This window comes from Streptomyces pseudogriseolus, assembly GCA_002154585.1.
Taxonomy (GTDB): Bacteria; Actinomycetota; Actinomycetes; order Streptomycetales; family Streptomycetaceae; genus Streptomyces; species Streptomyces pseudogriseolus.
In genome coordinates this window covers 1-22,092 of record MUNG01000162.1, presented here as the reverse complement: position 1 = coordinate 22,092, position 22,092 = coordinate 1, and the positions used below count along the sequence as shown (strand labels likewise).

Sequence of the window (22,092 nt, the reverse complement as noted above, 5' to 3'; positions counted from 1 at the left end):
ACACGGGACCGCCGGGCGTCCGCGGGGGTTCCGTACCCTGGTGGGCATGCGCGTGCGCCCCACCTTGAGATGGACCCCGACGGACGACCTGCCGCCGGCCACCACGGACCTGGCACCCGTCGTCGACGCGCTGCGCGCCGGCGGCGTACTGGTGCTCAGCGGGGCCGGGATCTCCACGGAGTCCGGGATCCCCGACTACCGCGGCGAGGGCGGGAGCCTGAGCCGGCACACCCCGATGACCTTCCAGGAGTTCGTCGGCGGGGCCGCCGCCCGGCGCCGGTACTGGGCGCGCAGTCATCTGGGCTGGCGGACCTTCGGCCGCGCCCTGCCCAACGCCGGGCACCGGGCGGTGGCCGCGTTCGCCCGCCACGGTCTGGTGTCGGGCGTGATCACGCAGAACGTGGACGGGCTGCACCAGGCGGCCGGCAGCGAGGGTGTGGTGGAGCTGCACGGGAGCCTGGACCGGGTGGTGTGCCTGTCGTGCGGGCGGACCAGCCCGCGCCGGGACCTCGCGGAGCGGCTGGAGGCGGCCAACCCCGGCTTCTCGCCGGTGGCCGCGGGCATCAACCCCGACGGTGACGCCGACCTCACCGACGAGCAGGTCGTCGGTTTCCGTGTGGTGCCGTGCGCGGTGTGCGGCGGCGTCCTCAAGCCGGACGTGGTGTACTTCGGGGAGACGGTCCCGCCGCAGCGGGTCGAGCTGTGCCGGCGGATGGTCCGGGAGTCGACGTCCCTGCTCGTGCTGGGGTCCTCGCTGACGGTGATGTCGGGGCTGCGGTTCGTGCGGCTGGCGGCGGAGAGCGGCAAGCCCGTCCTGATCGTCAACCGGGACGCGACCCGGGGTGACCGTCATGCCCTGACGCGGGTCGGGCTGCCCCTGGGCGCGGCGCTCACCACCGTCGCCGAGCGGCTGGACGTCACCGTGGAGGACCCGGCGGCCGCCTGAGCGGGGAGCCCGCCCTTCGCCCACGCGAAGTCCCGGCACGTGCCGCTCGGCTGCCGTCCCGTCTGGCCTGGGCAGGAGTGTGACGCAGGCCACGGGAACTCCGGCGGGGCCGCGGCGAGTACTTGGTGTGAGAGACACAGATGAAGACGACGAGCTACGTGCGCGCGTCAGAGCCGGGGACCGCGACGCGTTCGGCAGCCTGTACGACGCACACGCGCGTGCGGTGTACAACCACGGGCTGCGGCTGACCGGGGACTGGTCGCTGGCAGAGGACGTCATGTCCGAGACGTTCCTCGCCGCGTGGCGGACCCGGGCTTCCCTGCATCCCGAGGGCGGGTCGCTCGGACCGTGGCTCCTGGGGATCGCCACCCACAAGGCGCACAATGCCACACGCCGTCTGCGCCGACAGCGCCTGTTCCTCTCACGCCAGCCGGCTCCGCCCGCGGTGACGGACTTCGCCGAGGAGAGCGCGGGCCGGATCGACGACGCCCGCAGGCTGGCCGTGGTCCGCGACGCCCTGAGCGGACTGCGCAGCCAGGACCGTGACGTTCTCGTCCTGTGCGTGTGGTCCGGCCTCACCTATCAGGAATGCGCCGAGGCACTGGGCATTCCCCTGGGCACCGTGCGCTCCCGGCTCGCGCGTGCCCGCCGACGGCTCGACCGGCTCAGCGCGAAGAACCTGGAACCGCACGGCCCTCGCGGAGAGGTAAGGAAGCAGGCCGCGTTCGCGGCCGCGCGCTCACAGGAGGAGAACCGATGACCGCCTCACACCGCCCTGACGGTTCCGGCGACGACGCCGCGCATCTGCGTGGGCTGTTGCCGGACGCACCCGAATGGGACCTCACGCCCGCCCGCCGGCGCCACCACCGGGACGTGCTGCTGCGCGAGATCGACCGGGCGCGGACGGTCGTCCCCGCCCCGGCGACGCCCGCGCCCCGGCGGCGGTGGCCGCGTCCGGTCCTCCTGCTGCCGGCCACGGCCATGGCCCTCGCCGGCGCTCTGATCGTCACGCTTCCCGGCACGGAGCAGGAACCCGGCGCCAGGGCGGAGGCGACCGACGCGCGTCACACCGCGGCGGACGGCGTGGTGCTCACGCTCGACCGCATCGCCGCCGCGTCCATGGCGGTCGACGTCGAACCGGTCCGCGACGACCAGTTCGTCTACGTCCGCAGCCTGGTCCGCAGCAACGAAGGCGCCTTCGACGGCCCGGTGAAGCTCGGCGCTCCGCACCGCCGAGAGATCTGGGTGTCGCAGGACTCCGCACCGGTCACCCGCGTCGGGGTGATCCGTGAGTACGGACAGGGTGTTCCCATGTCCGGGCAGCGGATTCCCGTCGAGACGGCCGCCCCCGACGGCAGCGCCGGGCAGGGGGTCCCCGCCGGCATCGACCGGCCCACCTACCGGTGGCTGGCCGGGCTGCCCACCGACACCGACGCCCTGCGCGAGCTGCTCTACGCCCGGACCCGGCCTCTCGACGACGAATCGAAGGACCAGGCCGTCTTCCGGAAGATCGGCGACCTGTTGAACGAGACAGTCATGCCGCCGGCCAGTGCCGCGGCCCTGTACAGGACGGTCGCCACGATCCCGGGCGTGCGCGTGACGCCCGACGCCACCGACGCCGCCGGGCGGCACGGGATCGGGATCACCCGCGAGGAGACCGGCACGGCGACCCGAGACGAGTGGATCTTCGACCGGAACAGTTTCACCCTGCTCGGGTCGCGCTCCTACCTCACGCGCACCGCCGGGACCGAGCCCTCCACCCTCTACAACAGCACCGCCATCCTGGAGACCGGCGTCGTGGACCGGGACGACCGGGTACCCGCGGACGAGTAGAGGACGTCCCGAACGCGGAGGACCGCACGGTCACACGGCTGCGGACGCGGCCGCCAGGCGTCGCCTGAGTTCGTCCTCGCTCACGTCCTCGAGGTGGGTGAGGAACACCCACAGATGCCCGGACGGGTCGCGCAGGATCACCGTGCGGTCGCCGTGGAACATGTCCGTCGGCGGCTGGAGGATCTCCGCGCCCTCCGCCTCGGCCCGCGCGGCCAGCGCGTCGACGTCCGGCACGAAGACGTGCAGCGTGACGGACGTACCGCCGCCGAGGAAGGCGGGCGCGGTGAAGGACGCGTCCTCCGCCTCCTTCACGCTCGCGTCGCCCAGCATCAGCGTCGACCGCCCCACGGTGATCTCGGCGTGCAGCACTCCCCCGCCCGGCGCCTCCAGCCGGAAGTCCTCCCGCGCGCCGAACGCCCGCCGGTAGAAGTCGATCGCGGCCGCGGCGTCGTCGACCATGATGTGCGGGACCACCGCGTAGTGGTAGCGCTCGGGAACGGCGGCCTCGGCCGTGCGCTCGTCCATGACGGACCTCCTCCTGAGGGCCGCGGCCCGCTGCCGCGGCGCTCGGGGACGACCGTAGGAACTCAACTCCGGTTGAGGTCAACCTCCGTCGGCGGCCGCGCCGGGGTGCGCGGCGTCGAGGCCGGCGTCGAAGGCGTCGCGGGCCCGTTCGATCTCGGGCATGTGGGCCGTGGCCCAGTCCAGCAGCACGTCGACCGGGCGGCGCATGGTCTTGCCCAGCGGCGTGATGCGGTACTGGACGGCGACGGGGCGGGAGCTGACGACCTCGCGCTCGACGATGCCGTTGCGTTCGAGTCTGCGCAGGGTCGCGGTGAGCGACTTCTGCGTCACCGCGGGCACGGCGCGGCGCAGGTCGTTGAACCGGCAGGGCCGCTCGCAGAGTTCGTTGAGGACGCTGAGCGACCACTTGTCCAGCACCTGGTCGAGCAGCTCGCGGTGCGCGTGCTCGATCCGCAACTCGCCGCTCGCACGGCCGCCTTCGGTTTCCGGCACGATACCTGGTCTCCTTGAAGTGTCCTTCGGCCACCAAGTATCAACGGTATACCTACTGCTTCGACACGAGGAGACCCCCGTGGCCGTCCGCCGTTTCACGCCCGAAGGCATGCTTCAGCCCACCCCGTACGCGCACGTCGCCGTGGGGACGGGCACCCGTCACGTGCACGTCAGCGGGCAGATCGCCCGTGCCGCCGACGGCACTCCGCTCGCCCCTGGCGACCTCGCCGGGCAGGTCGCCCACGCGCTCCGGGGCGCGGCGCGCGGCCTGCGCGGGGCCGGCGCCTCCTTCGACGACGTCCTGCGCCTGACCTTCTACGTCACCGACTGGGCGCCCGAGAAGATCGGCCCGTTCATGGCGGGGGTCGAGGAGGTCGCCGGCGAGATCGGGCTGCCGGTGCCGCTCCCGCCGTCGTCCCTCATCGGCGTCGACCACCTCTTCGAGCCGGACGTGCTGGTGGAGGTGGAGGCGACGGCGATCCTCGGCTGAGCCCCCCCTGTCGTCCCCTGTCGTCACCGCCGTCGGCGGCTTTACCTTCTCTTTGCAACCTGGGTCCGCGCTCCCCCGTCTCTTCGCACGATCCATCCCCCAGCCCGCCGGGTGACCGTGCGGGCGGACCCAGGAAAGAGAGCGTTCCATGCGCCGAAACGTCCTGAGCGGAGCGGCACTCGCGTGCACCGCCGTGCTGGCCACCGCGATGCCGGCGTTCGCCGACGACCCCTCCCCCGTGCCCGCGACCACGGCGGTCCCCGAGACCGGCGACCAGACGGCCGAGACGGCCGCGAGCCCGGTGCCGACCGACCGCGACGCCGCCGAGGCGACTCCGGTTCCGGCGGAGGACCGGGGCGGGGTCTCCGTGGTGCCGCGCGGTGCGCCGGACACCGGTGACGCGCCGGCCGCCGCCCGGTCGGGCAGCGACGGTCTGCTGATCGGCGGGGGCGCCGCCGCGGTGCTCGCCGCGGGCGGCGCGGCGGTCTTCGTCGTGCGCCGTCGGGCGTCCGGGGCATGACGCCCCTCTCCAGGCGCGCCGTCGTCGCCGTGGCCGTGGCCTGCCTGGTCGCGGGGTGCGGCGGAGGCGACGGTGAGGGTTCCGGGTCCCGGCCGGACGTGACGCGACCGTCCGGGACCCGGGCGCCGGCCGCGGCGGGGGCGTCCGACTCCGCGGCGCGCCCCCTGGCGCGTTCGGCCCCGGTGGGCCTGAGCATCCCCGCGATCGGCGTCGACACACCGGTCGTACGGCTGGGCCTGGCCCCGGACCACACGGTGGAGGTGCCGCCGATCCAGGCGGACGACCCGGCCGGCTGGTACCGGTACTCGCCCACGCCGGGCCGGCCGGGTCCCTCGGTGATCCTCGGTCATGTCACGGTCGGCGCCTACGGCGACGGGGTCTTCCGTCATCTGGCGCGGCTGCGGCGGGACGACGGGATCACGGTGCGTCTGGAGAACGGCACGGCGGCGGAGTTCGCCGTCACCTCGGTCCGCACGGTCGCCAAGGACGACTTCCCCACGGAGGACGTCTACGGCGACACCGCACGTCCTGAGCTGCGGCTCATCACGTGCGGGGGGCCGCTGGAGGACGGCGAGTACCGCGACAACGTGATCGTCTTCGCGGCGCTCCGCGCCACCGCCCCCTGACCCGCACCGGGTGCCGGGCCGCCGCACCGGCGGTCCGGCATCCGGTCGTCGGGGAATGTCCGGTGCCCCGTCGTCCCCTCGGTGTCCATTCCGCATACCGTCCATGAGCGGTTCCCCGTCACCGGGGCCGCCCCGACCATGGAGAGCATTGAAACGGTCCCGCGAGCAGGCAGCGTCCGAGCTCTTCGCTGCCCTCTACCCGCGCCTCGCCGGCTGGTGCCGCCGTCTGGTCGACGACGACGAGACGGCCCACGAGATCGCCTCGGAGGCGTTCACCCGGCTGTGGTCGCGGTGGACCTCCGTGTCGGAACCACGGGGCTTCCTGTACGTCACCGCGGCCAATCTGGTGCGCGACCACTGGCGCAGGCTCGACCGCGAACGCACCACCGTGCGCAGGGTCGGCACCGAGGCCGCCGTACGCCCGCACGCGGAACCGTCCGACCCGTCGGTGCGGATGCTCGTGCAGTCGCTGCCCGACCGGCTACGGGTGCCGATCCTCCTGCACTACTACGCTGATCTGCCGGTCCGGGAGGTGTCCGCCGTGACCGGACGCAAGGAAGGAACCATCAAGGCCGATCTTCACGCGGCCAGGGAGCTGCTCCGTGCCCACCTGAGGAGAAACCTTGATCACTCACGCTGACGAGGGGCCCGAGTTCGAGCCGGACGACCCGCTCGCCGAACTCCTGCGGCCCACGTCCGACCATCTCGGCCCCCCGCCCGGCCGGTTCGAGACGGTCCGCCGCCGGGCGGCGCGGCGACGGCTGGTCCGTACGACGGTCGGGGCCGGTCTCACCTGCGCCGTGGCGCTGCTCGTCGCGCTGCCGTTGCAGAGCTCGACGACGTCCGAGCGGCCGGTCTCGCCCACGGTCCCGCTGGCTCCGCCGCCCCTGACCGGCACCCCCTCCCCCGCGACGGGCCCGACTGTGTCGCCGGAGGCCGCCGAGCCCTCCGAGGACGCCCGGCCCAGTCCCGCCACCGACGAGACGACGACGCCTCGGGGTGCCGTCGTCCCGACGCCCGGGCCGAGGGAGTCGGAGCGGGCGGCCGAGCCCGAGGTGTCGGACAGGGCCGCCGAACCCGAGGTCTCGGACCGGGCAACCGAGCCGGCGATGTCGGACCGGGCGGCCGCCGATCCGAGGGAGTCGAAGAGGGCCGCCGAGCCGGTCGAGGGGTACCGGAGCCCGTGACGCCGCTCGGCGCGCCCGCTCACCCCCGCTCGGGACGCAGCAGCACCTCACTGCCCGTCGGGGTGAACCCGCAGGCCAGGAAGGCGCGCAGGGAGCGGGCGTTGCCGGGGGACACGGCGGCGAAGACCGGGTCGCCGTCCGGGACGAGGGACAGGGCGTCGGCGATGAGCGACCTCCCGTGTCCTCGGCCGCCGCCTTGGACGTCGTGGAGCTCGATGCTCAGCTCCCGCCGTCCGGCGACACCGTCGGCCAGGGTGATCAGGCCGCGTTCGTCCCCGTGGACCTCGACGTTCGTGCGGACGTCCCTGGCGTGGCGGACGCGCGGATGGCCGTCCGCACCGGTCAGCTCCGCGAGTCGCGGCGGGCCACCGGTGCCGCGGGCCGTGAGGGTCACGTCGACGACGTCGATCCAGCCCTTCGGACCGGCGAGGTGGCGCAGGAAGTCCGGGGCGAGCGACGCACCGAAGCCGTCCGGTCCTTGGGCGTGCACGTCCTCCTCGCTCAGGGCGGTGGCGACGACGGCGTGACCGGTGAAGGCGACCGAGCACTCCAGCCCTCCGGGCAGGGGCGGGAGCACCGTCACCTTGCCGTCGACCGGCGGGAAGCGGCCGTCGGCGGCTGCCAGGAAGTACGTCAGGAGCGGGTGCGGTGCGCCCACGGGGTTGCCCACCTGTCTGTCGAGGGAGTAACGGCAGCGGCCATTGTCGGACAGGCCGGAGCCTCACACCGCCGCCGCAGCCGAATAAATACGTCGACAGTGCCTCTCGGGCACGGCACAGTGGCCGTTCGTGACGAGCAGTGAACTGTGGGACCGCGAGACCGCCGAACGCTATGACGCCGAGGAGGCCGAGACGACCTCGGCCACCGTCCTCGAAGCGACCGTCGGCTTCCTTGCCGAGCTGGCCGGGGACGGACAGGCGCTGGAGTTCGCCGTCGGGACCGGGCGTGTGGGTGTGCCGCTGCGGGAGCGCGGTGTGCCGGTGACGGGCATCGAACTGTCGGAGCACATGGCGGCGGTGCTGCGCCGCAAGGTCGACGAGGACACGCTCCCGGTGGTCATCGGGGACATGGCGACGACCGTCGTGCCGGGTGAGTTCTCCCTGGTGTACCTCGTCTACAACACGATCTCGAACCTGCTCACCCAGGACGAGCAGGTCGAGTGCTTCCGCAACGCCGCGCGGCATCTGCGGCCCGGGGGCCGCTTCGTCGTCGAGCTGGGCGTGCCGCCCCTGCGGTTCCTGCCGCCCGGGCAGATCGCGGTGCCGTTCGACGTGTCCGAGCGGCATGTGGGGTTCGACACCGTCGACCCGGTCGAACAGCTCCTCGTCTCGCACCACTTCACCCGTGACGGCGACGACGGCCGCTACCGCCGCGGGGCCTCCCGCCACCGCTACGCGTGGCCGGCGGAGCTCGACCTCATGGCCCGCATCGCCGGCCTGGAGTTGGAACGCCGTGTGGGTGATTGGGACGGTTCACCGTTCACTCAGGACTCGCCCCAGCACATCTCCGTGTGGCGGAGACCCGCCTGAACGACGACCGCCGTCCCGGCCACCGCTCGGGTCTCGTGCAGGGTGATCACCTGGCCGGGCTCGAGGTGACGCCAGCTCTCGGGCCCCACGGGCGCCAACCGGACCCTCGCACGGCCGCCTGGCGGAGTCCGGCTCGCCGGTCGCGTCTGCTCGGCTCCCTGCGATGAGTTCCGCCCGGGGCGGGGGTCTTCCCCCGTGGACACACCCGTGTCGACCGCCCCACCGACAGGAGCCCCTCGCCCATGACGACTCGTCCGGGACGCGCGACCGTCCGCCGCCTTCCCGACTCCACCGTGTGGTCCATGATCCGTGCCGAGCGGGCCGCGCTCGCCGACGATCTCGCCGGGGTCGACGCCGGCCGGTGGGACACGCCCTCGTTGTGTGACGGACTCACCGTGCGCGACGTACTCGCGCATCTCACCGCGGGGGCGCGTCTCAACACCGTGAGATGGCTGGCCGGCGTCGTCCGCTGCCGGTTCGACTTCGACAAGCAGGTCGCGATGCGTCTGGCCGAGCAGCTCGGTACGGGGCCGGACGACACCCTCGGCCGTTTCCGGCGCTCCGTGTCGAGTACGACCAAGCCGCCCCTGCCCGCCCTCGCCATGCTCGGTGAGACGGTCGTGCACGGGGAGGACATCCGGCGGCCGCTCGGCCTACGGCGGGCCCACCCGGTCGAGACGGTGACCGCCGTCGCCGAGTACTACCGGGGGACCGATCTCGTGGTCGTCGCGAAGGGGCGCATCGGCGGGCTGGAACTCGTCGCGGACGACGGTCCTTTCGCCACCGGGAAGGGACTTCCCGTGTCCGGGCGGACCGTCGCCCTCGTCATGGCGATGACGGGGCGCGCGGCGTTCTGCGACGAGCTCGACGGGGAGGGCGTGGACCTGCTCCGCGCCCGCTGCACGGCCGCGTGAACGGCCGCGAGCCCGGCTTCCTGTCCCCCACGGGCAGGGAGCCGGGCTCGCGGGGCCCGGGTCAGGCCGCGGGGAGGACGCCCGTGCGGGCGATCTCCGCGTACCAGCGCGCGCTGGCCTTCGGGATGCGCTTGCCGGTCGGGTAGTCGACGTACACGGCGCCGAACCGCTTGCTGTAGCCGTGCGCCCACTCGAAGTTGTCGAGCAGGGACCACAGGAAGTAGCCGCGGACGTCCGAGCCGTCGAGGATGGCACGGTGGACGGCGGCCAGGTGGTCGCGGACGTAGGCGATGCGCGCGGGGTCGTTGACGTTGCCGGACGGGTCGGCGTAGTCGTCGAAGGCGGCGCCGTTCTCGGTGATGACCAGCGGCAGCTCGGGGAAGTCGCCCGACAGCCGGCGCAGCAGGTCGTACAGGCCGGTGGCGTCGACGGCCCAGCCCATCGCGGTGCGCTCGCCGGGCGGCTGGTGGAAGGCGACCCTGTCGGCGGCCGGCCAGGGGCTGTGCGGGCTGTTGCCGTGGCCGTCGGAGGTGTGGGTGCCGCTGCCGTCGGTCTCGGAGACGACTGTGGGCGTGTAGTAGTTGACGCCGAGGAAGTCGAGCGGCTGGTTGATCTGCTCGAGGTCGCCGTCCTTCACGAAGGACCAGTCGGTCAGGCCGGCGGTGTCCTTGAGGAGGTCCTCCGGGTAGGCGCCCTGGAGCATCGGGCCGGTGAAGACGCGGTTGGCGAGCGCGTCGATGCGGCGGACGGCGTCCGCGTCGCCCTCGGTGGCGGTGAGCGGGCGGACGTGGTGGATGTTGAGGGTGACCGAGCACTGGGCGGCTGCCGGGAGCCGGTCGCGCAGGGCCTGGACGGCCAGCCCGTGGCCGAGGTTGAGGTGGTGGGCGGCGCGCAGGGCGGCGACCGGGTCGGTGCGGCCGGGGGCGTGCACACCGGAGCCGTAGCCGAGGAAGGCGCTGCACCAGGGCTCGTTGAGCGTGGTCCACGTCTTCACGCGGTCGCCGAGGGCGTCCGCGGCCAGGGCGGCGTACTCGGCGAAGCGTTCGGCGGTGGCGCGCTCGGGCCAGCCGCCGGCGTCCTCCAGCTCCTGGGGCAGGTCCCAGTGGTAGAGGGTGGCGACGGGCTGGATGCCCTTCTCCAGCAGCTCGTCGGTCAGGCGCCGGTAGAAGTCCAGGCCCTTCTGCACGGCGGGGCCGCGTCCGGTGGGCTGGATACGGGGCCAGGCGAGGGAGAACCGGTAGGCGCCGAGGCCGAGTTCGGCCATGAGGGCGACGTCCTCGCGCCACCGGTGGTAGTGGTCGGTGGCGATGTCACCGGTGTCGCCGTTGCGGACCCGGCCCGGGGTGCGGGCGTAGGTGTCCCAGATGGACGGGGTGCGTCCGTCCTCGGCGGCGGCGCCCTCGATCTGGTAGGAGGCGGTGGCAGAACCCCAGAGGAAGCCCTTGGGGAAGGTGCGGGCGGCGTCCGGGGCGGACGCGGTCTGCTGTGCTGCGGTGACCACGTAAGTCCTTTCGGGATGGTGGGCGTGGCTCGCGTGGGTGGGCGAGCCGGCCCGGTGGGGGTGTCGGTCGGTGACTGCGGGGAGGCGGTCAGCCCTTGACGGCGCCGGCCATGATGCCGCTGACGATCTGACGGCCGAAGACGACGAACATCGCCAGCAGGGGCAGGGTGCCGAGCAGCGCGCCGGCCATGATCAGCGACTGGTCGCGCACATAGCCCGCGCTGAGCTGGGTGAGCGCGACGGGGACGGTCGGGTTGGTCATGTCGAGCACCACGAAGGGCCAGAAGAAGTCGTTCCAGGCGTGCACGAACGTGATCATGAACAGGACGGCCATGGCGGGGCGCGCGACGGGCAGCACGATGCTCCAGAAGATGCGCAGCGAGTGCGCCCCGTCGACCCGTCCGGCCTCGACGAGTTCGTCGGGCAGCGCCTCGGAGAGGTACTGCCGCATGAAGAACACGCCGACGGCGCTGACCAGCGTGGGGAAGATGACGGCGGGCAGCTCCTGCGACCAGCCGAGTTCCGACATCATCATGAACAGCGGGACGACGCCGAGCTGCGGCGGCACCATCATGGTGCCGATCACCAGCATGAGCAGGATGTTGCGGCCCTTGAAACGCAGCTTGGCGAAGGCGAACCCGGCGAGCGTCGCGAAGAACACCGTGGACAGGGCGATCACGCCGGCCACGATGGTGCTGTTGATCATCGCCTTGCCCATGGCCGCCTCGTCCCAGGCGCGGGCGAGGTTGCTGAACAGGTTCGGGCCGGGCAGGAACGGCGGCGGGGTCTGGCTGACCCGGGTGTTGTCGGTGGAGGCCGCCACCATCGTCCAGTACAGCGGGAAGATGGACAGGATCGCCATGACGGCGAGCAGGACGTAGGCGAGCGGTCCGGCGTGGTGGGTGCGGCCGGCGCGTTCGCGCAGCAGACGGCGTCCGCCGCGCCGGGCCGGCTTGTCGGGTTCGGTCCGGGCCGGAGCGTCCGTCCGGGCCGGGAGGTCGTGGATGGTCATGACGTCTCCAGGTCAGGACGTACGGGAGCGCAGGCGCTTGACGAGCCGCTGCACCAGGAAGGCGAGGACCAGCACCATGAACATCGCCCAGGCGACGGTCGCCGACCGGCCCATCTGGTAGTTCTTCCAGCCCTCCTCGTACAGGAGCAGGCCCAGCGTCTGGTACTGGTTGTCCGCGCCGCCGGTGACGCCGTTGGGACCCTGTCCGAAGATCAGCGGTTCGCCGAACAGCTGGGTGGCGCCGATCGTGGAGAGCACGATGGTGAAGACGATGGTGGAGCGGATGCCGGGCACGGTGACGTGCGTGAACTGCTGCCAGCGGGAGGCGCCGTCCAGGGAGGCGGCCTCGTAGCGCTCGGCGGGGATGGCCTGCATGGCGGCCAGGTAGAGCAGGGCGTTGTAGCCGGTCCAGCGCCAGATGACGATGGTGGAGATCGCCACCTGGGCGGGCCACTTGTCGGCCTCCCAGTTCACCGGGTCGATGCCGACCGTGCCGAGCGCCCAGTTGATCATGCCGAAGTCACGCTCGAAGATCATGGTGAAGACGAGCGCGGCCGCGCCGACGGACGTGGCGTACGGCACCAGGGACGCGACGCGGAAGAACAGCGAGGCGCGCATGCGGTAGTTGAGCAGGTGCGCCATGCCCAGGGCCATCAGCAGCTGCGGCACCGTGGAGATGACGCCGATGGTGATGGTGTTCTGGAGGGCGTTCCAGAACCGTGAATCGCCCCACAGGTCGACGTAATTGTCGAACGCGACCCACTCCATGACGTCGAGCGTGGCCAGTTCCACGTCGTGCAGGGAGATCCACGAGGTGTAGACGAGCGGGTAGAAGCTGAACGCGGCGAAGACGACGAAGAACGGGGCGACGAACGCGTACGGGGCGCCCTTGACGTCGAGGCGGTGCAGCCAGGCGCCGCGCCGCCGTGAGGTCTCCTTGCCGTCCCCGGCGCGGGACGGACCCGGCGGCTCCTCGCCGGCCAGGGCCTTGGTGGTGGAGGTGGCCACCGGACTTCCTTCCTGAGAGCGGATGGGGAGCCGTCCCGGGCCCGCGTGCGCTGAGGCGGGCGGGCCCGGGACGGCCGCTGGAGCTGCGGTCAGCGGACCGCCTTCTGGATGCGCTCCACGGTGGTGTCCCACGCCTCGTCACGCGGCGTCCCCTGCTCGACCAGGGCCAGGCCCTGGGAGAAGGTGTCCTTGATGGTGCCGTCCTTGCGGCCGAGGACCTGCTTGTCGGGAATCTCCTGCGCCGCGGCGCCGAAGATCTGGCCGAGCGGCGCGCCGCTGAAGTAGTCGTTCTTCACGGCCTTCACGGTCGGGTCCTCGAGGGCCTTCTGCGAGGACGGGATGTTGCCGAGGTCCTTGAAGATGCGGGCCTGCTGCTCGGGCGCGGTCAGCCACGCGACGAGCTTCTGCGCCTCCTCCTTCACCGGGCTGTCCTCGATCACGCCGAGGAAGGAGCCGCCCCAGTTGGCGCCCTTCGGGGCGCGGGCGACGTCCCACTTGCCCTTGTTGACCTCGCCGGCCTTCTCGCTGATGTGGCTCAGCATCCAGGCCGGGCAGACCGCGGTCGCGAACGTTCCGTTGGACAGGCCGGGGTCCCAGCCGGGCTGGAACTGGCGCAGCTTGGCGGTCAGGTCCTCGTCGGCGGCGTCCGACGACAGCTCCCAGGCCTCCTTGACGGCCGGGTTCGTGTCGTAGATCAGGTCGCCCTTCTCGTTGTAGTACTGCTCGGGGTAGCCGTAGACCATGGCGTTGAACAGGCCGCTGGCCGAGTCGGTGTAGGCGACGTCGCCGCCCTTGAAGTTCTTCTTGAAGGTGCGGCCGACCTCGACGTACTTCTTCCAGTCGCCTTCCCAGAGCTTGCCGACCTCTTCGCGGTCGGTGGGCAGGCCGGCCTGCTGGAAGTAGTCCTTGCGGTAACAGACGGCCATCGGGCCGATGTCGGTGCCGAGGCCCAGCACCTTGCCGTCCTCGGTGGTGATCTGGGACTGCTTCCAGGGCAGGAAGTGGTCGGTGCCCGCCAAGCCCGCGAAGTCGGCGAACTTGTCGGCCCGGGTCTCGGTGATCTCCTTGGCGCGGCCGATCTCGATGCCCTGGATGTCCTTCAGGCCCTTGCCCGCGGCGAGCTTGGTCTGGAGGGCGGTGTAGTAGGTCTGCTCGTCACCGGCGATCTCCGCCTTGATCGTGACGCCGGGGTTCTGCTTCTCGTACTCCTCCAGCAGGCCGGTCTCCTTGATGCCCATGACACCGAAGAGGCCCATGGTGATGGTGACCTTGTCGCCGTCCTTGCTGCCGCCGGTGACCGAGTCGCTGTCGCCACTGCAACCGACGACGAGCGAGAGCGCGCCGACGGCCGCGGCGGTCGCCACCGCCTTCCTGCGCAACGAACCGAGAGTGCCCATGGATCTCCTCCTACGACGGCGCTGACACACCGGGGTGACAAGTTCTGCGATGACCGCAGCGGCTCATGATCGAAGTGGGAACGTGCCCATTTCGGGGTGGGCACGTTCCCACCGCCCCACGAAGACTTGTAGCAGCGGCGCAATCTGTCAATAACTTGAAAGCAACTTCTGTATGCCGGACGCGGCTTCCGTTCGCCTTCCGGACCCTGGGGGTGCTGCGCCGTCGTCGGCGTCTGCAAGAATTGCCGCAGGTCACCTCCGCGGCAGAGAACGCCGCCGCGGCCGCTGAGGGGGGAGTGCATGACGGGCAACCGCCGTCCCACGATCAAGACCGTCGCCGCCCGCGCCGGCGTGGGGCGCACCACGGTCTCCCGCGTCGTCAACGGCTCCGACCTGGTCAGCGCCGACGCGCGGGCCCGCGTCCTGGCGGCGATCAAAGAACTGAACTACGTCCCCAACTCGGTCGCCCGCGGCCTGGTCACCAACCGCACCAACGCCGTGGCCCTGGTCATCCCGGAGTCGGAGAGCCGGCTCGGCTCGGAGCCGTTCTTCGCCGCGCTGATCCGCGGCGTGAGCGGCGCGCTCGCGGAGAGCGGCACGCAGCTGCAGCTGATGCTGGTACGCGACCAGGCCGAACGCGATCAGCTCACCGAGTCGGTGGCCACCCGCCGGGTGGACGGCGTGCTGCTGGTCTCCGTGCACTCCGAGGACCGGCTGCCCGGCACCCTCGAGGAGATGGGCCTGCCCGTCGTGCTCGCCGGCCGCCGCGACGCGGGCGAGCAGCTGAGCTACGTGAACGCCGACAACGCCGCGGGCGCCGCCGAGGCCGTACGGCATCTGCTGGGCCGCGGGCGGCGGCGGATCGCGACGATCACCGGCCCGCAGGACATGGACGTCGGCCGCGCCCGTCTCGCGGGGTGGCACACCGCGCACCAGGAAGCGGGCGTTCCGGCGGACGGGTCGCTGATCGAGGCGGGCGACTTCACCGAGGACAGCGGCGGCCGCGCCATGCGTTTGCTTCTTGAACGCGCGCCGGATCTGGACGCCGTCTTCGCCGCGTCGGACCTCATGGCGGTGGGCGCGCTGGCCGAATTGCGCCGCCGGAAGCGCCGCGTGCCGGACGACGTGGCCGTGGTCGGCTTCGAGGACTCGGTGCTCGCCCGGCACACCAACCCGCCGCTGACGACGGTGCGTCAGCCGGTGGAGGAACTGGGCCGCACGATGGCCCGCATCCTCACCGACATCACCCTGAACGACGGCCCCCGGCAACAGATCACGCTGCCCGCGGAGCTGGTCGTCCGCGAGTCGTCGTAGGGGGCGGGATGGTACGGGGCCGGCTGCTGCCGGTACTCCTCATAGCCGCCGGCCTGTTCGGCTCGGCGGGCCTGTTCGCCGACGGGAGCACCGTCGGGGCGGTGGTGATGCTGCTGGCGTTCGTCGCGTTCGCTGCGGTGAACTCGCCGCTGGTGTTCCCGCCCTCCCTCGGCGCGGAGGAGGCCCGGCGGCGCAGCGCCGCGGACGGGCGTCCGGTGGTGTACTGGCGGCCGGGATGCGGGTACTGCCGGCGGCTGCGGTTCAGGCTGGGCCGGGACGCGCGCCGGGCGCACTGGGTCGACATCTGGCGCGACCCGGCCGCCGCGGCGGCGGTGCGGGCGGTCGCCGACGGGAACGAGACCGTGCCGACGGTCGTCCTGCCGGACGGGCGGGCACAGGTCAATCCCGACCCGGAGTGGGTGCGCGAACGGCTGTGAGCGCCGGGGCCGTTGGGCCGAAGTGACATCCGGTCAGGACGGTGACGGCGCATCGAGCTGGTGGTCGGCCCAGACGTAGGTGTGCGGGAGAAGGTCGCCGACGGGGACGGCGCGGAGGCCGTCGGGGGTCGCGACGACGATCTGAAGTGCGGGGAAGTAGTCGAGGAGCGCCTGGCGGCAGCGGCCGCACGGGGGGACGACTCCGCGGTCGCGGTCGCCGACGGCGACGATGGTCTCCAAGTCGTGGGCGCCCTGGGCGGCGGCCGAGCCGACGACGACCAGTTCGGCGCACGGGCCGCCGGTGAAGTGGTAGGCGTTCACCCCGGTGACGATTCGGCCGTCCGCGGCGCGGGCCGCCGCGGCCATGGTGTGCCGGTCGCCCTGGCAGCGGGTACGGGCGACCTCGGTCGCGGCGTCCACGAGTTCCTGGTCGACGTCGTGCGTGTGCATGGTGGGGCGTGCCTCCGGGCGCGAAGCCTGCATGTGCGGGTCAAGAGTGGCCGGGGACCGTCAGCCAGGCAACGCGGGTGCGCCGGCACTCCGGTCGGCCGGTGCCACGCGACCCGACCGGGTACACCTCCTCGACGAGGTTCCGCGCGCGCAGACCGTGACGGGCGGCGAAGGAGCCCACGCCACCCACGGCGCCCTCGCCGCCTCGCGCGCGTCACGGCGACAGTCGTGGGCACGCCGTAACGGCGATGGGGTAAGGTCCGGAAGCCGATCACTCGTCTGTGATCATCTCGCGGCGTTTCTGGGGAGAGCGCGCCGCACGTCCACCGCATTTCTCAGGGGGGTCCTCATGGCCTGTCCGCCCATGCCCGGTCGGCCGATGCCCGGTCCCGGACCCGTGCTGCGCTCACCGCTGGGTCTCGCGCACGCCGTGACCGCGCTGCTGGCCGTCGTGATCGTCGCCGACGTGCTGAGCCTGGGAGCGGCGGCGTACATGCGGTCGGTGATGGCGGACGTGCTGTCCACCGGCCCGACGGGCATCGACATGGACGCGGTCGACCGGGCGGACACGGCGATCGCCGGGTCCAGCGGGCTGTACCTGCTCGGCCTGATCGGGACGGCGACACTGTTCATCATCTGGTTCCACCGGGTGCGTCACAACGCGGAGGTGTTCGCGCCGGACGTGCAGCGCCGCACGCCGGGCTGGGCGATCGGCGGCTGGTTCATCCCGTTCGCCAACCTGTGGATCCCGCGCGGCATCGCCCAGGACGTCCTGCGCGCCAGCCAGCCGGACCCCTACGCGGGCGAGCTGCGGCACCAGCGGCTGCTCAATTCCTGGTGGAGCCTGTGGATCGTGTCGAACATCTTCGACCGGCTTGCCGCGCGGCAGTACGACGCGGCCGAGGACCCGCAGGCGGTTCACGATGCCGCGGGATGGCTGATGCTGGGGTCGGTCCTCGACATCGTCGCCGCGGTCCTGGCCCTGCTGTTCGTCCGCAGGCTGACGGCGGATCAGAACGCCAAGGCGATGGCGGGGAACCCGTTCCCGCCCGAGCCGCAGTATCCGGCGGCGGGCGGCCCGGTGCCCCGGCCGGCGCCGGACGGCAGACGACGACGCACACCGGACGACACGTGACGGCCCGCACCGGACGTCCGGTGCGGGCCGCGCGGTTCTGGTGCAGGGGTGAACCGTCGGGTGCGGCAGGGCACCGCCGGCGGCGCGGCGACCCGGCGCGCGCCGCGGAGCCACCGGGCAGTTTGCGCCGCCGTGGTGCCACGGAAGGGGGTGGGAAGGGGAAGGTGATGATCCCATTGGCAGCGGAGCGTCAACCCCCTCCAGCAGACCGGCCGCTGTCTCGATCAGATTCCCGTATCGGCGCCGCTCGTCACCGGGCGGCCGGGATGTCGTCCAGGCTGGTGTAGACGTCCTTGCCCCAGGCTCGCGCCCGGCCGACCATCAGGTCAGCACCCTCGGACGGCCCACCGATGCGCAGGACGGCGTCGCAGCGGAGGAGGAGTTGCTCGGCGAGGGGGTGGAACATCTCCTCATAGACGGCATCGCCGGGGCGGGTACTGCCGGCGGTCTCCAGCAGCGGGAGGGCGAGTGCCTCGCCGGTGACTCCGAGGTGACCGGCACGGAAGAGCGCCAGGGCGGTCTCGTTCATGGCCCGGACGTTCGCCTCCAGCTTGCGCGGGTCGTCGCCCGTGCCCGATCGGCACGGTCCGGCGACGAGGATCATCAAGGGACGCGGACGGCGGTTCACGGGATGTCTCCTCCACGAGATGTGAAGCGGGGGCGGACTTCGACGCAGGGCTCGTCCCCGTCGGAGTCCGCGCCGACCGACGGAGGTCAGGTTCCGTCGGTCGGCGGCCTACCATCACCATTTCTAACACGAAAGTGTTCGTTTGACCACTTTCATGTTCACTCGCCGAACATCGCAGAGTAGAGTCCGCAGCGACACCCAAGTAGGGGCGATCGACACTGCCGGCGTCGGTGCCCTGCACTGGACGGCGTCGGCGTCGGCGTCGGCCTACGCGGCAGCGTGATTGCCGCGGTTGACCATCCTCGCGTTCATACGAACATGCCATGTGCGATTGCTGTTACAGTGTGACACCGCATCACGGGAATGAAGTGTGGAGCCTCGTACCAGCACATGCGGGACACCCCGAGAGACAGAAGACGGTCGTTAATCATGAAGCAGTGCCCGGGTGTCGGTGAAACGGACATCCTCGAGCGCATGGAAGCCAACCTGGCGGAGCACGCGGCCCACCTGCACCGACAGGTCGCCGGTGCGACCGTGACCGAAACGGACGACCTGCTGATCGCCGACAGCGGGATCGACGACGACACGTTCAACATCGTGGCGGCGGCACGCTTCGCTCCCTCGCAGGCCGCGGCTCGCATCGAAGCGACGGTGCGCACGTTGAAGGCCGCGGGACGCCCCTTCTCCTGGTGGGTCGGACCCGCATCCACGCCCTCGGATCTCTCCCGCCGGCTCGTGGCGGCCGGTCTCGAAGCCACGGAGCGCGAGACGGCGATGTGGGCGCCCCTCGACGCGCTCCCCTCCCGCCCCCGCGTCGCGGAGTTGTCCATCCGTCAGGTGCGGACCCCCGAACAGCTCGCCGACTATGCCGCCGTGCTGTCCGCGAACTGGGACCCGCCGGCCGCCACGGTGCGGGCCTTCTACCGCGACGCGGCCCACTGGGCCCTCCGGCCCGACTGCCCTGCCCAGTACCTCATCGGGTACTACCGCGACCAGCCGGTCTGCTCGGCGGAAGTCTTCCACCACGCCGATGTGGCCGGCATCTACAACATCAGCACCCTCGCCGGCCACCGCCGACGCGGCTACGGCGGCGCCATCACCGTGGCCGCGCTCCACGCGGCACGCGAACACGGCCAGTACCGCGCGGTACTGCAGGCGTCAGCAGACGGTGAACCGGTCTACCGGCGCCTGGGGTTCACGGCATGTGGCAGTTTCACGGAGCACGCTTTCCACCCCCAGGGCGTCACATGACCCCCGAACTAGCCGTGGCGTACGGCGTCTGATCGCCGGCGGCCGGGCCGGCCCGCGCACGGGGTCGTCGGCCATTACGCCAGGTGGACCTCGACCCCGGACTCCCTCAGCGCCTGGAGGGTCTGGGGCCCGTTCGGATGGGTCTGCGCGTCCTCCGCCGCGGCATCGGTGACGAAGGCACCCGCCGCGCTCAGCGGAGCCACCCGGCTGAACGCTCGCACCCCGAGTTTCGTGGCGTCGGCCACCACGACGGCGCGTGCCGCCTGCACGAGACCGACCTGCTTGACCGCCGCGTCGTCGAGGGAGAACTCCGTCCAGCCGCGCTCGGCGTGGACCCCGCCGATCGACATGACGAAGCAGTCGAAGCTCAGGGACTCCAAGGTGCTCGTCGCCAGCGGGCCCACCAGCGAGCGTTCACCCGGACGCGACCGCCCTCCCACCACGAGTAGTTCGATGCCCGGCTTGTCCGCCAGGACTTGGGCTGCCTGCAGGCTCAGTACGGCCACCGTGAGCGGAGCGCGCTCCACCAGGTGCTCCGCGACGTGAACCGTGGTGGTGCCCGCGTCCAGCAGCACCCTTGTCCCCGGCTCGATCATCGCGGCGACCACCTCCCCCAGCCGGTCCTTGGTCGCGGCCTGCCAATCGCGCCGGGCGAGGAAGCCTCCACCCTCGTCCCACGCACGCACGGGAACGGCACCACCGTGTACCCGTCGCAGCAGGCCCTGGCTCTCCAGCGCGTTCAGGTCCCGGCGAACGGTCATCTCCGAGACGCCGAGGCGTTCGGCCAGTTCCGACACGGACAGCTTGCCCGCGTTCTGGACGAGCCTCAGGGTCAAGTCAAGACGGTCCCCGGCGCTCATGCACTACTTCTAACACCACTCTGTTCGTTTGAACAAACGCCGAAGATCATTTGACGACGGCCCCTAACGCCCCGCGTAGGCGCACGTCCACGCGGACATGCCCTGCATCCGGGCAAGGCGCTTGGCCACCGCGATCTGTTCCTTGCGGGTGGCGAGGTCGGCGCGCGGGGCGTACTTGAGCCCGCCGGCCGCGACCCAGCTCGACTGCGAGAACTGGAGTCCGCCGTAGTGGCCGTTGCCCGTGTTGGCCTTCCAGTTGCCGCCCGACTCGCAACGGGCGATGGCGTCCCAGTCGGTTCCGGGGCGGGCCGAGGGTGAGGCGGCCGCCCCGGTCGTGGCCGCGCCGAGAGCGGTCGCGGCGGCCAGGACCAGCAGGGCGGTCCGCACGCGCACTCCGGAGGCACGACGCCCGGTGACGTCAGAGGCCGTATGTCTCGATGTCATAGGCCCACTTTTATGCCACCGGGAGCCGTGACGGCATCCCGGCGGGCCGCGTCGCTACGCCGGCCGGGGGACGCGGTGTCCGCCGCACGGTGAGTGGGCGCGGCACACGGTCCAGCCCTCCCCCGTTCCATCCAGGGCGCGCCCGGTGTCCCGGTCAGGCCGAGGCCTCGACGGCCTTCTTGATACGGCGGCCGAAGGCGGGGGCGTCCCTGCGGGCCGCGCTTCCCGCGAGCGGCAGCAGCACCTTGCCCACGCCGTGCCCTTCGAGCACGTTGAACAGGCGCACCCTGGTGCCGCCGTCGGATGTGGGTTCGAGGTCGTAGCCGCCCTCCTCGGCGGTGATGGAGTTGTGCGAGACCTCGTGCCACCGCATCCGCGTGGGTGCGGTCAACTCATAGATTTCGAAGTCCCGTTGGGAGCGCATCCCGGCGTCCTTCACCGTGCTGTGGAACACCGTGCCCACATGGGTGTCGCCGTCGGGGCTCTTCTCCATCGCCAGGACGCGGGGGCTGAACTCGGGGTCGTTCCGTCCGTCGGCGAGGTAGGCGAAGACGTCCTCGATGGGCCGGTCGACGTCCACGACGACCTCGAACTGAGTACTCATGGCTCTCTCCCGGATACTCCGGGGACGACTCCCCGGGCGAAGGGGACATCTCCACCGTAACCGGATGCCTCCGGGCTGCCCAGCGGTCAGCGGGCGGGGGCGTCGAGCTCCTTGCGGAGGGCCGCCGCCCTGACGGCGGGGTCGTAGCCGTCGGGGACGCCGTCGATCAGGATGATGTCGCCCTCCATGTGCCGGGCGCGCAGCGGCACGATCTCCCGGTAGGCGGGCGAGTCCCACCAGTTCCGTGCCTCGGTGAGGCCGGGGAAGGCGATCATCACCACGTGTCCGGGCCAGGCGCCCTCCAGCACCTCGTGACGCGTGGCGTGCACCAGGAAGCGGCCGCCGAACGGTTCCAGCGTGGCGGAGATGCGCTCCATGTACTCCGCGATGTCGGGGTGCGGTGCGGCCGGGCGCAGGTGGGCGATGGCGTACGCGGTCATGGTGTCCTCCACGGTTGGTCGGTCGTCGGTCCGCCGATCGTCGGTCCGTCGGTCCCTCTGTTTCTCGTACGCGGTGATCGTGGCACCAGGCGGGGGGCGGGGTCGATGACCTCGGAGGTAAGGGAAGGGGGCGTACCTCACGACGGGGGCGGGACCGCCGGTCGGCGGTGTCCGTCACCCGTACGAGCGCACCGGACGGAGGGGCCGCGCGGCAGCCGGACCATACGACAGGCGGCTCGGCGAGGCGCATAGGACTGTGGTGACCATGAATCGTCACCGTCGCCCGCCCCGGCGCGCCCCGTGGATCGCCGGCGGCGCCGCCGCGCTGGTCCTGGGCGGCGTCGGCGTGTGGGTGTGGGTGGCGCAGGACGACGGCACCCCGAGCCCCAGGCCGTCCGCCTCCCACGACCTGACCCTGCCGACGCTGGGCCCGCTGCCGACGCCGACCTCCACGACCTCGCCGCCGTCCACCGCCGAGCCGACCCCCACGGGCGGGACAGGGGCGCCTGTACCCACGGCGTCCCGTCCCGGAGGGGCGGCCCGGCCCAG

The 22,092-nt window shown here is 72.0% G+C and carries 27 protein-coding genes and 1 pseudogene; 15 read left to right on the top strand and 13 right to left on the bottom strand.

Going from position 1 to position 22,092, the window contains the following annotated elements:
- The first annotated feature begins 46 nt into the window (after nt 1–46).
- The 3 genes from CCN29_RS16070 (at nt 47) to CCN29_RS16060 (ending at nt 2,779) form a co-directional block, all read left to right on the top strand.
- On the top strand, nt 47–946 hold the full coding sequence (locus tag CCN29_RS16070; protein ID WP_086682659.1) for an NAD-dependent protein deacetylase: 900 nt from the start codon (nt 47–49) through the stop codon (nt 944–946).
- 127 nt (nt 947–1,073) lie between these two features.
- Nucleotides 1,074–1,706 carry an RNA polymerase sigma factor gene (locus CCN29_RS16065; RefSeq protein ID WP_039986832.1) on the top strand — a complete coding sequence of 211 codons (633 nt, stop codon included), beginning with the start codon at nt 1,074–1,076 and terminating at the stop codon, nt 1,704–1,706.
- Nucleotides 1,703–2,779, top strand: a complete 1,077-nt coding sequence (locus CCN29_RS16060; protein WP_086682636.1) for a CU044_5270 family protein — start codon at nt 1,703–1,705, stop codon at nt 2,777–2,779. Before CCN29_RS16065 ends, CCN29_RS16060 begins: the two co-directional genes overlap by 4 nt.
- Before the next feature lie 30 nt (nt 2,780–2,809).
- Here the strand turns inward: CCN29_RS16060 and CCN29_RS16055 are convergent, their stop codons facing one another.
- A complete protein-coding gene (locus CCN29_RS16055) occupies nt 2,810–3,304 on the bottom strand; it encodes a VOC family protein (protein ID WP_086682633.1) in 495 nt (164 codons plus the stop codon).
- 78 nt (nt 3,305–3,382) lie between these two features.
- Complete coding sequence (locus CCN29_RS16050; RefSeq protein WP_006131420.1) at nt 3,383–3,796, bottom strand: winged helix-turn-helix transcriptional regulator; 414 nt, start codon at nt 3,794–3,796, stop codon at nt 3,383–3,385.
- Between the two features lie 79 nt (nt 3,797–3,875).
- Between CCN29_RS16050 and CCN29_RS16045 the strand changes: the two genes are divergently transcribed.
- The 5 genes from CCN29_RS16045 (at nt 3,876) to CCN29_RS16025 (ending at nt 6,619) form a co-directional block, all read left to right on the top strand.
- Entirely contained in the window at nt 3,876–4,286 is a 411-nt protein-coding gene (locus tag CCN29_RS16045; protein ID WP_086682630.1) for a RidA family protein, read from the top strand.
- Between the two features lie 148 nt (nt 4,287–4,434).
- Nucleotides 4,435–4,806, top strand: a complete 372-nt coding sequence (locus tag CCN29_RS16040) for a hypothetical protein (protein ID WP_086682627.1) — start codon at nt 4,435–4,437, stop codon at nt 4,804–4,806.
- The gene (locus CCN29_RS16035; RefSeq protein ID WP_086682624.1) at nt 4,803–5,432 is read left to right on the top strand and encodes a class F sortase; all 630 of its coding nucleotides are present in this window, start codon (nt 4,803–4,805) and stop codon (nt 5,430–5,432) included. Before CCN29_RS16040 ends, CCN29_RS16035 begins: the two co-directional genes overlap by 4 nt.
- Before the next feature lie 148 nt (nt 5,433–5,580).
- Complete coding sequence (locus CCN29_RS16030) at nt 5,581–6,072, top strand: RNA polymerase sigma factor (protein ID WP_006131424.1); 492 nt, start codon at nt 5,581–5,583, stop codon at nt 6,070–6,072.
- Nucleotides 6,056–6,619, top strand: a complete 564-nt coding sequence (locus tag CCN29_RS16025) for a hypothetical protein (protein WP_086682621.1) — start codon at nt 6,056–6,058, stop codon at nt 6,617–6,619. Before CCN29_RS16030 ends, CCN29_RS16025 begins: the two co-directional genes overlap by 17 nt.
- A gap of 19 nt (nt 6,620–6,638) precedes the next feature.
- On the opposite strand, the gene CCN29_RS16020 is transcribed toward CCN29_RS16025, so the two are convergent.
- Nucleotides 6,639–7,277: a hypothetical protein gene (locus CCN29_RS16020; RefSeq protein WP_086682618.1), complete on the bottom strand. Its 639-nt coding sequence runs from the start codon at nt 7,275–7,277 to the stop codon at nt 6,639–6,641.
- A 130-nt stretch (nt 7,278–7,407) separates the two neighbouring features.
- Here CCN29_RS16020 and CCN29_RS16015 point away from each other — a divergent pair, with 130 nt between their 5' ends.
- Nucleotides 7,408–8,148 carry a class I SAM-dependent DNA methyltransferase gene (locus CCN29_RS16015; protein ID WP_086682615.1) on the top strand — a complete coding sequence of 247 codons (741 nt, stop codon included), beginning with the start codon at nt 7,408–7,410 and terminating at the stop codon, nt 8,146–8,148.
- A 242-nt stretch (nt 8,149–8,390) separates the two neighbouring features.
- Nucleotides 8,391–9,062 carry a maleylpyruvate isomerase family mycothiol-dependent enzyme gene (locus tag CCN29_RS16005; RefSeq protein WP_086682609.1) on the top strand — a complete coding sequence of 224 codons (672 nt, stop codon included), beginning with the start codon at nt 8,391–8,393 and terminating at the stop codon, nt 9,060–9,062.
- Between the two features lie 61 nt (nt 9,063–9,123).
- On the opposite strand, the gene CCN29_RS16000 is transcribed toward CCN29_RS16005, so the two are convergent.
- The 4 genes from CCN29_RS16000 to CCN29_RS15985 form a co-directional block, all read right to left on the bottom strand.
- Nucleotides 9,124–10,563 (bottom strand): GH1 family beta-glucosidase, encoded by a 1,440-nt coding sequence (locus CCN29_RS16000; protein ID WP_006131429.1) that lies wholly within the window; start codon nt 10,561–10,563, stop codon nt 9,124–9,126.
- 88 nt (nt 10,564–10,651) lie between these two features.
- Nucleotides 10,652–11,575, bottom strand: coding sequence for a carbohydrate ABC transporter permease (locus tag CCN29_RS15995; RefSeq protein WP_006131431.1), 924 nt, complete (start codon nt 11,573–11,575; stop codon nt 10,652–10,654).
- 12 nt (nt 11,576–11,587) lie between these two features.
- The gene (locus CCN29_RS15990) at nt 11,588–12,583 is read right to left on the bottom strand and encodes a carbohydrate ABC transporter permease (RefSeq protein WP_006131432.1); all 996 of its coding nucleotides are present in this window, start codon (nt 12,581–12,583) and stop codon (nt 11,588–11,590) included.
- 89 nt (nt 12,584–12,672) lie between these two features.
- Complete coding sequence (locus tag CCN29_RS15985) at nt 12,673–13,980, bottom strand: ABC transporter substrate-binding protein (RefSeq protein ID WP_006131433.1); 1,308 nt, start codon at nt 13,978–13,980, stop codon at nt 12,673–12,675.
- Between the two features lie 300 nt (nt 13,981–14,280).
- On the opposite strand from CCN29_RS15985, the gene CCN29_RS15980 reads away from it, so the two are divergent.
- Together CCN29_RS15980 and CCN29_RS15975 are read left to right on the top strand one after the other, a co-directional pair.
- Complete coding sequence (locus CCN29_RS15980) at nt 14,281–15,294, top strand: LacI family DNA-binding transcriptional regulator (protein WP_006131434.1); 1,014 nt, start codon at nt 14,281–14,283, stop codon at nt 15,292–15,294.
- Between the two features lie 8 nt (nt 15,295–15,302).
- The gene (locus CCN29_RS15975) at nt 15,303–15,731 is read left to right on the top strand and encodes a glutaredoxin domain-containing protein (RefSeq protein WP_086682607.1); all 429 of its coding nucleotides are present in this window, start codon (nt 15,303–15,305) and stop codon (nt 15,729–15,731) included.
- Nucleotides 15,732–15,764: 33 nt separating this feature from the next.
- On the opposite strand, the gene CCN29_RS15970 is transcribed toward CCN29_RS15975, so the two are convergent.
- Nucleotides 15,765–16,181: a cytidine/deoxycytidylate deaminase family protein gene (locus CCN29_RS15970; protein WP_086682605.1), complete on the bottom strand. Its 417-nt coding sequence runs from the start codon at nt 16,179–16,181 to the stop codon at nt 15,765–15,767.
- A 379-nt stretch (nt 16,182–16,560) separates the two neighbouring features.
- Here CCN29_RS15970 and CCN29_RS15965 point away from each other — a divergent pair, with 379 nt between their 5' ends.
- The gene (locus tag CCN29_RS15965; protein WP_442538386.1) at nt 16,561–17,316 is read left to right on the top strand and encodes a DUF4328 domain-containing protein; all 756 of its coding nucleotides are present in this window, start codon (nt 16,561–16,563) and stop codon (nt 17,314–17,316) included.
- A 250-nt stretch (nt 17,317–17,566) separates the two neighbouring features.
- Here the strand turns inward: CCN29_RS15965 and CCN29_RS15960 are convergent, their stop codons facing one another.
- Nucleotides 17,567–17,944: a DUF4406 domain-containing protein gene (locus CCN29_RS15960; protein WP_442538385.1), complete on the bottom strand. Its 378-nt coding sequence runs from the start codon at nt 17,942–17,944 to the stop codon at nt 17,567–17,569.
- A gap of 474 nt (nt 17,945–18,418) precedes the next feature.
- Here CCN29_RS15960 and CCN29_RS15955 point away from each other — a divergent pair, with 474 nt between their 5' ends.
- Nucleotides 18,419–19,195, top strand: a complete 777-nt coding sequence (locus CCN29_RS15955) for a GNAT family N-acetyltransferase (RefSeq protein WP_086682656.1) — start codon at nt 18,419–18,421, stop codon at nt 19,193–19,195.
- A gap of 74 nt (nt 19,196–19,269) precedes the next feature.
- Here the strand turns inward: CCN29_RS15955 and CCN29_RS15950 are convergent, their stop codons facing one another.
- The 4 genes from CCN29_RS15950 to CCN29_RS15935 all read right to left on the bottom strand — a co-directional run bounded on the left by CCN29_RS15950 (nt 19,270) and on the right by CCN29_RS15935 (nt 21,543).
- Nucleotides 19,270–20,031, bottom strand: a complete 762-nt coding sequence (locus CCN29_RS15950) for a DeoR/GlpR family DNA-binding transcription regulator (protein ID WP_242784285.1) — start codon at nt 20,029–20,031, stop codon at nt 19,270–19,272.
- 87 nt (nt 20,032–20,118) lie between these two features.
- Nucleotides 20,119–20,499: a transglycosylase family protein gene (locus CCN29_RS15945; protein ID WP_086682594.1), complete on the bottom strand. Its 381-nt coding sequence runs from the start codon at nt 20,497–20,499 to the stop codon at nt 20,119–20,121.
- A 154-nt stretch (nt 20,500–20,653) separates the two neighbouring features.
- Nucleotides 20,654–21,103: an SRPBCC family protein gene (locus CCN29_RS15940; protein WP_006131442.1), complete on the bottom strand. Its 450-nt coding sequence runs from the start codon at nt 21,101–21,103 to the stop codon at nt 20,654–20,656.
- Between the two features lie 86 nt (nt 21,104–21,189).
- Nucleotides 21,190–21,543, bottom strand: coding sequence for a DUF1330 domain-containing protein (locus CCN29_RS15935; protein ID WP_086682653.1), 354 nt, complete (start codon nt 21,541–21,543; stop codon nt 21,190–21,192).
- 265 nt (nt 21,544–21,808) lie between these two features.
- Between CCN29_RS15935 and CCN29_RS35385 the strand changes: the two are divergent.
- Nucleotides 21,809–22,092: pseudogene (locus tag CCN29_RS35385) on the top strand (hypothetical protein); the annotation flags it as partial.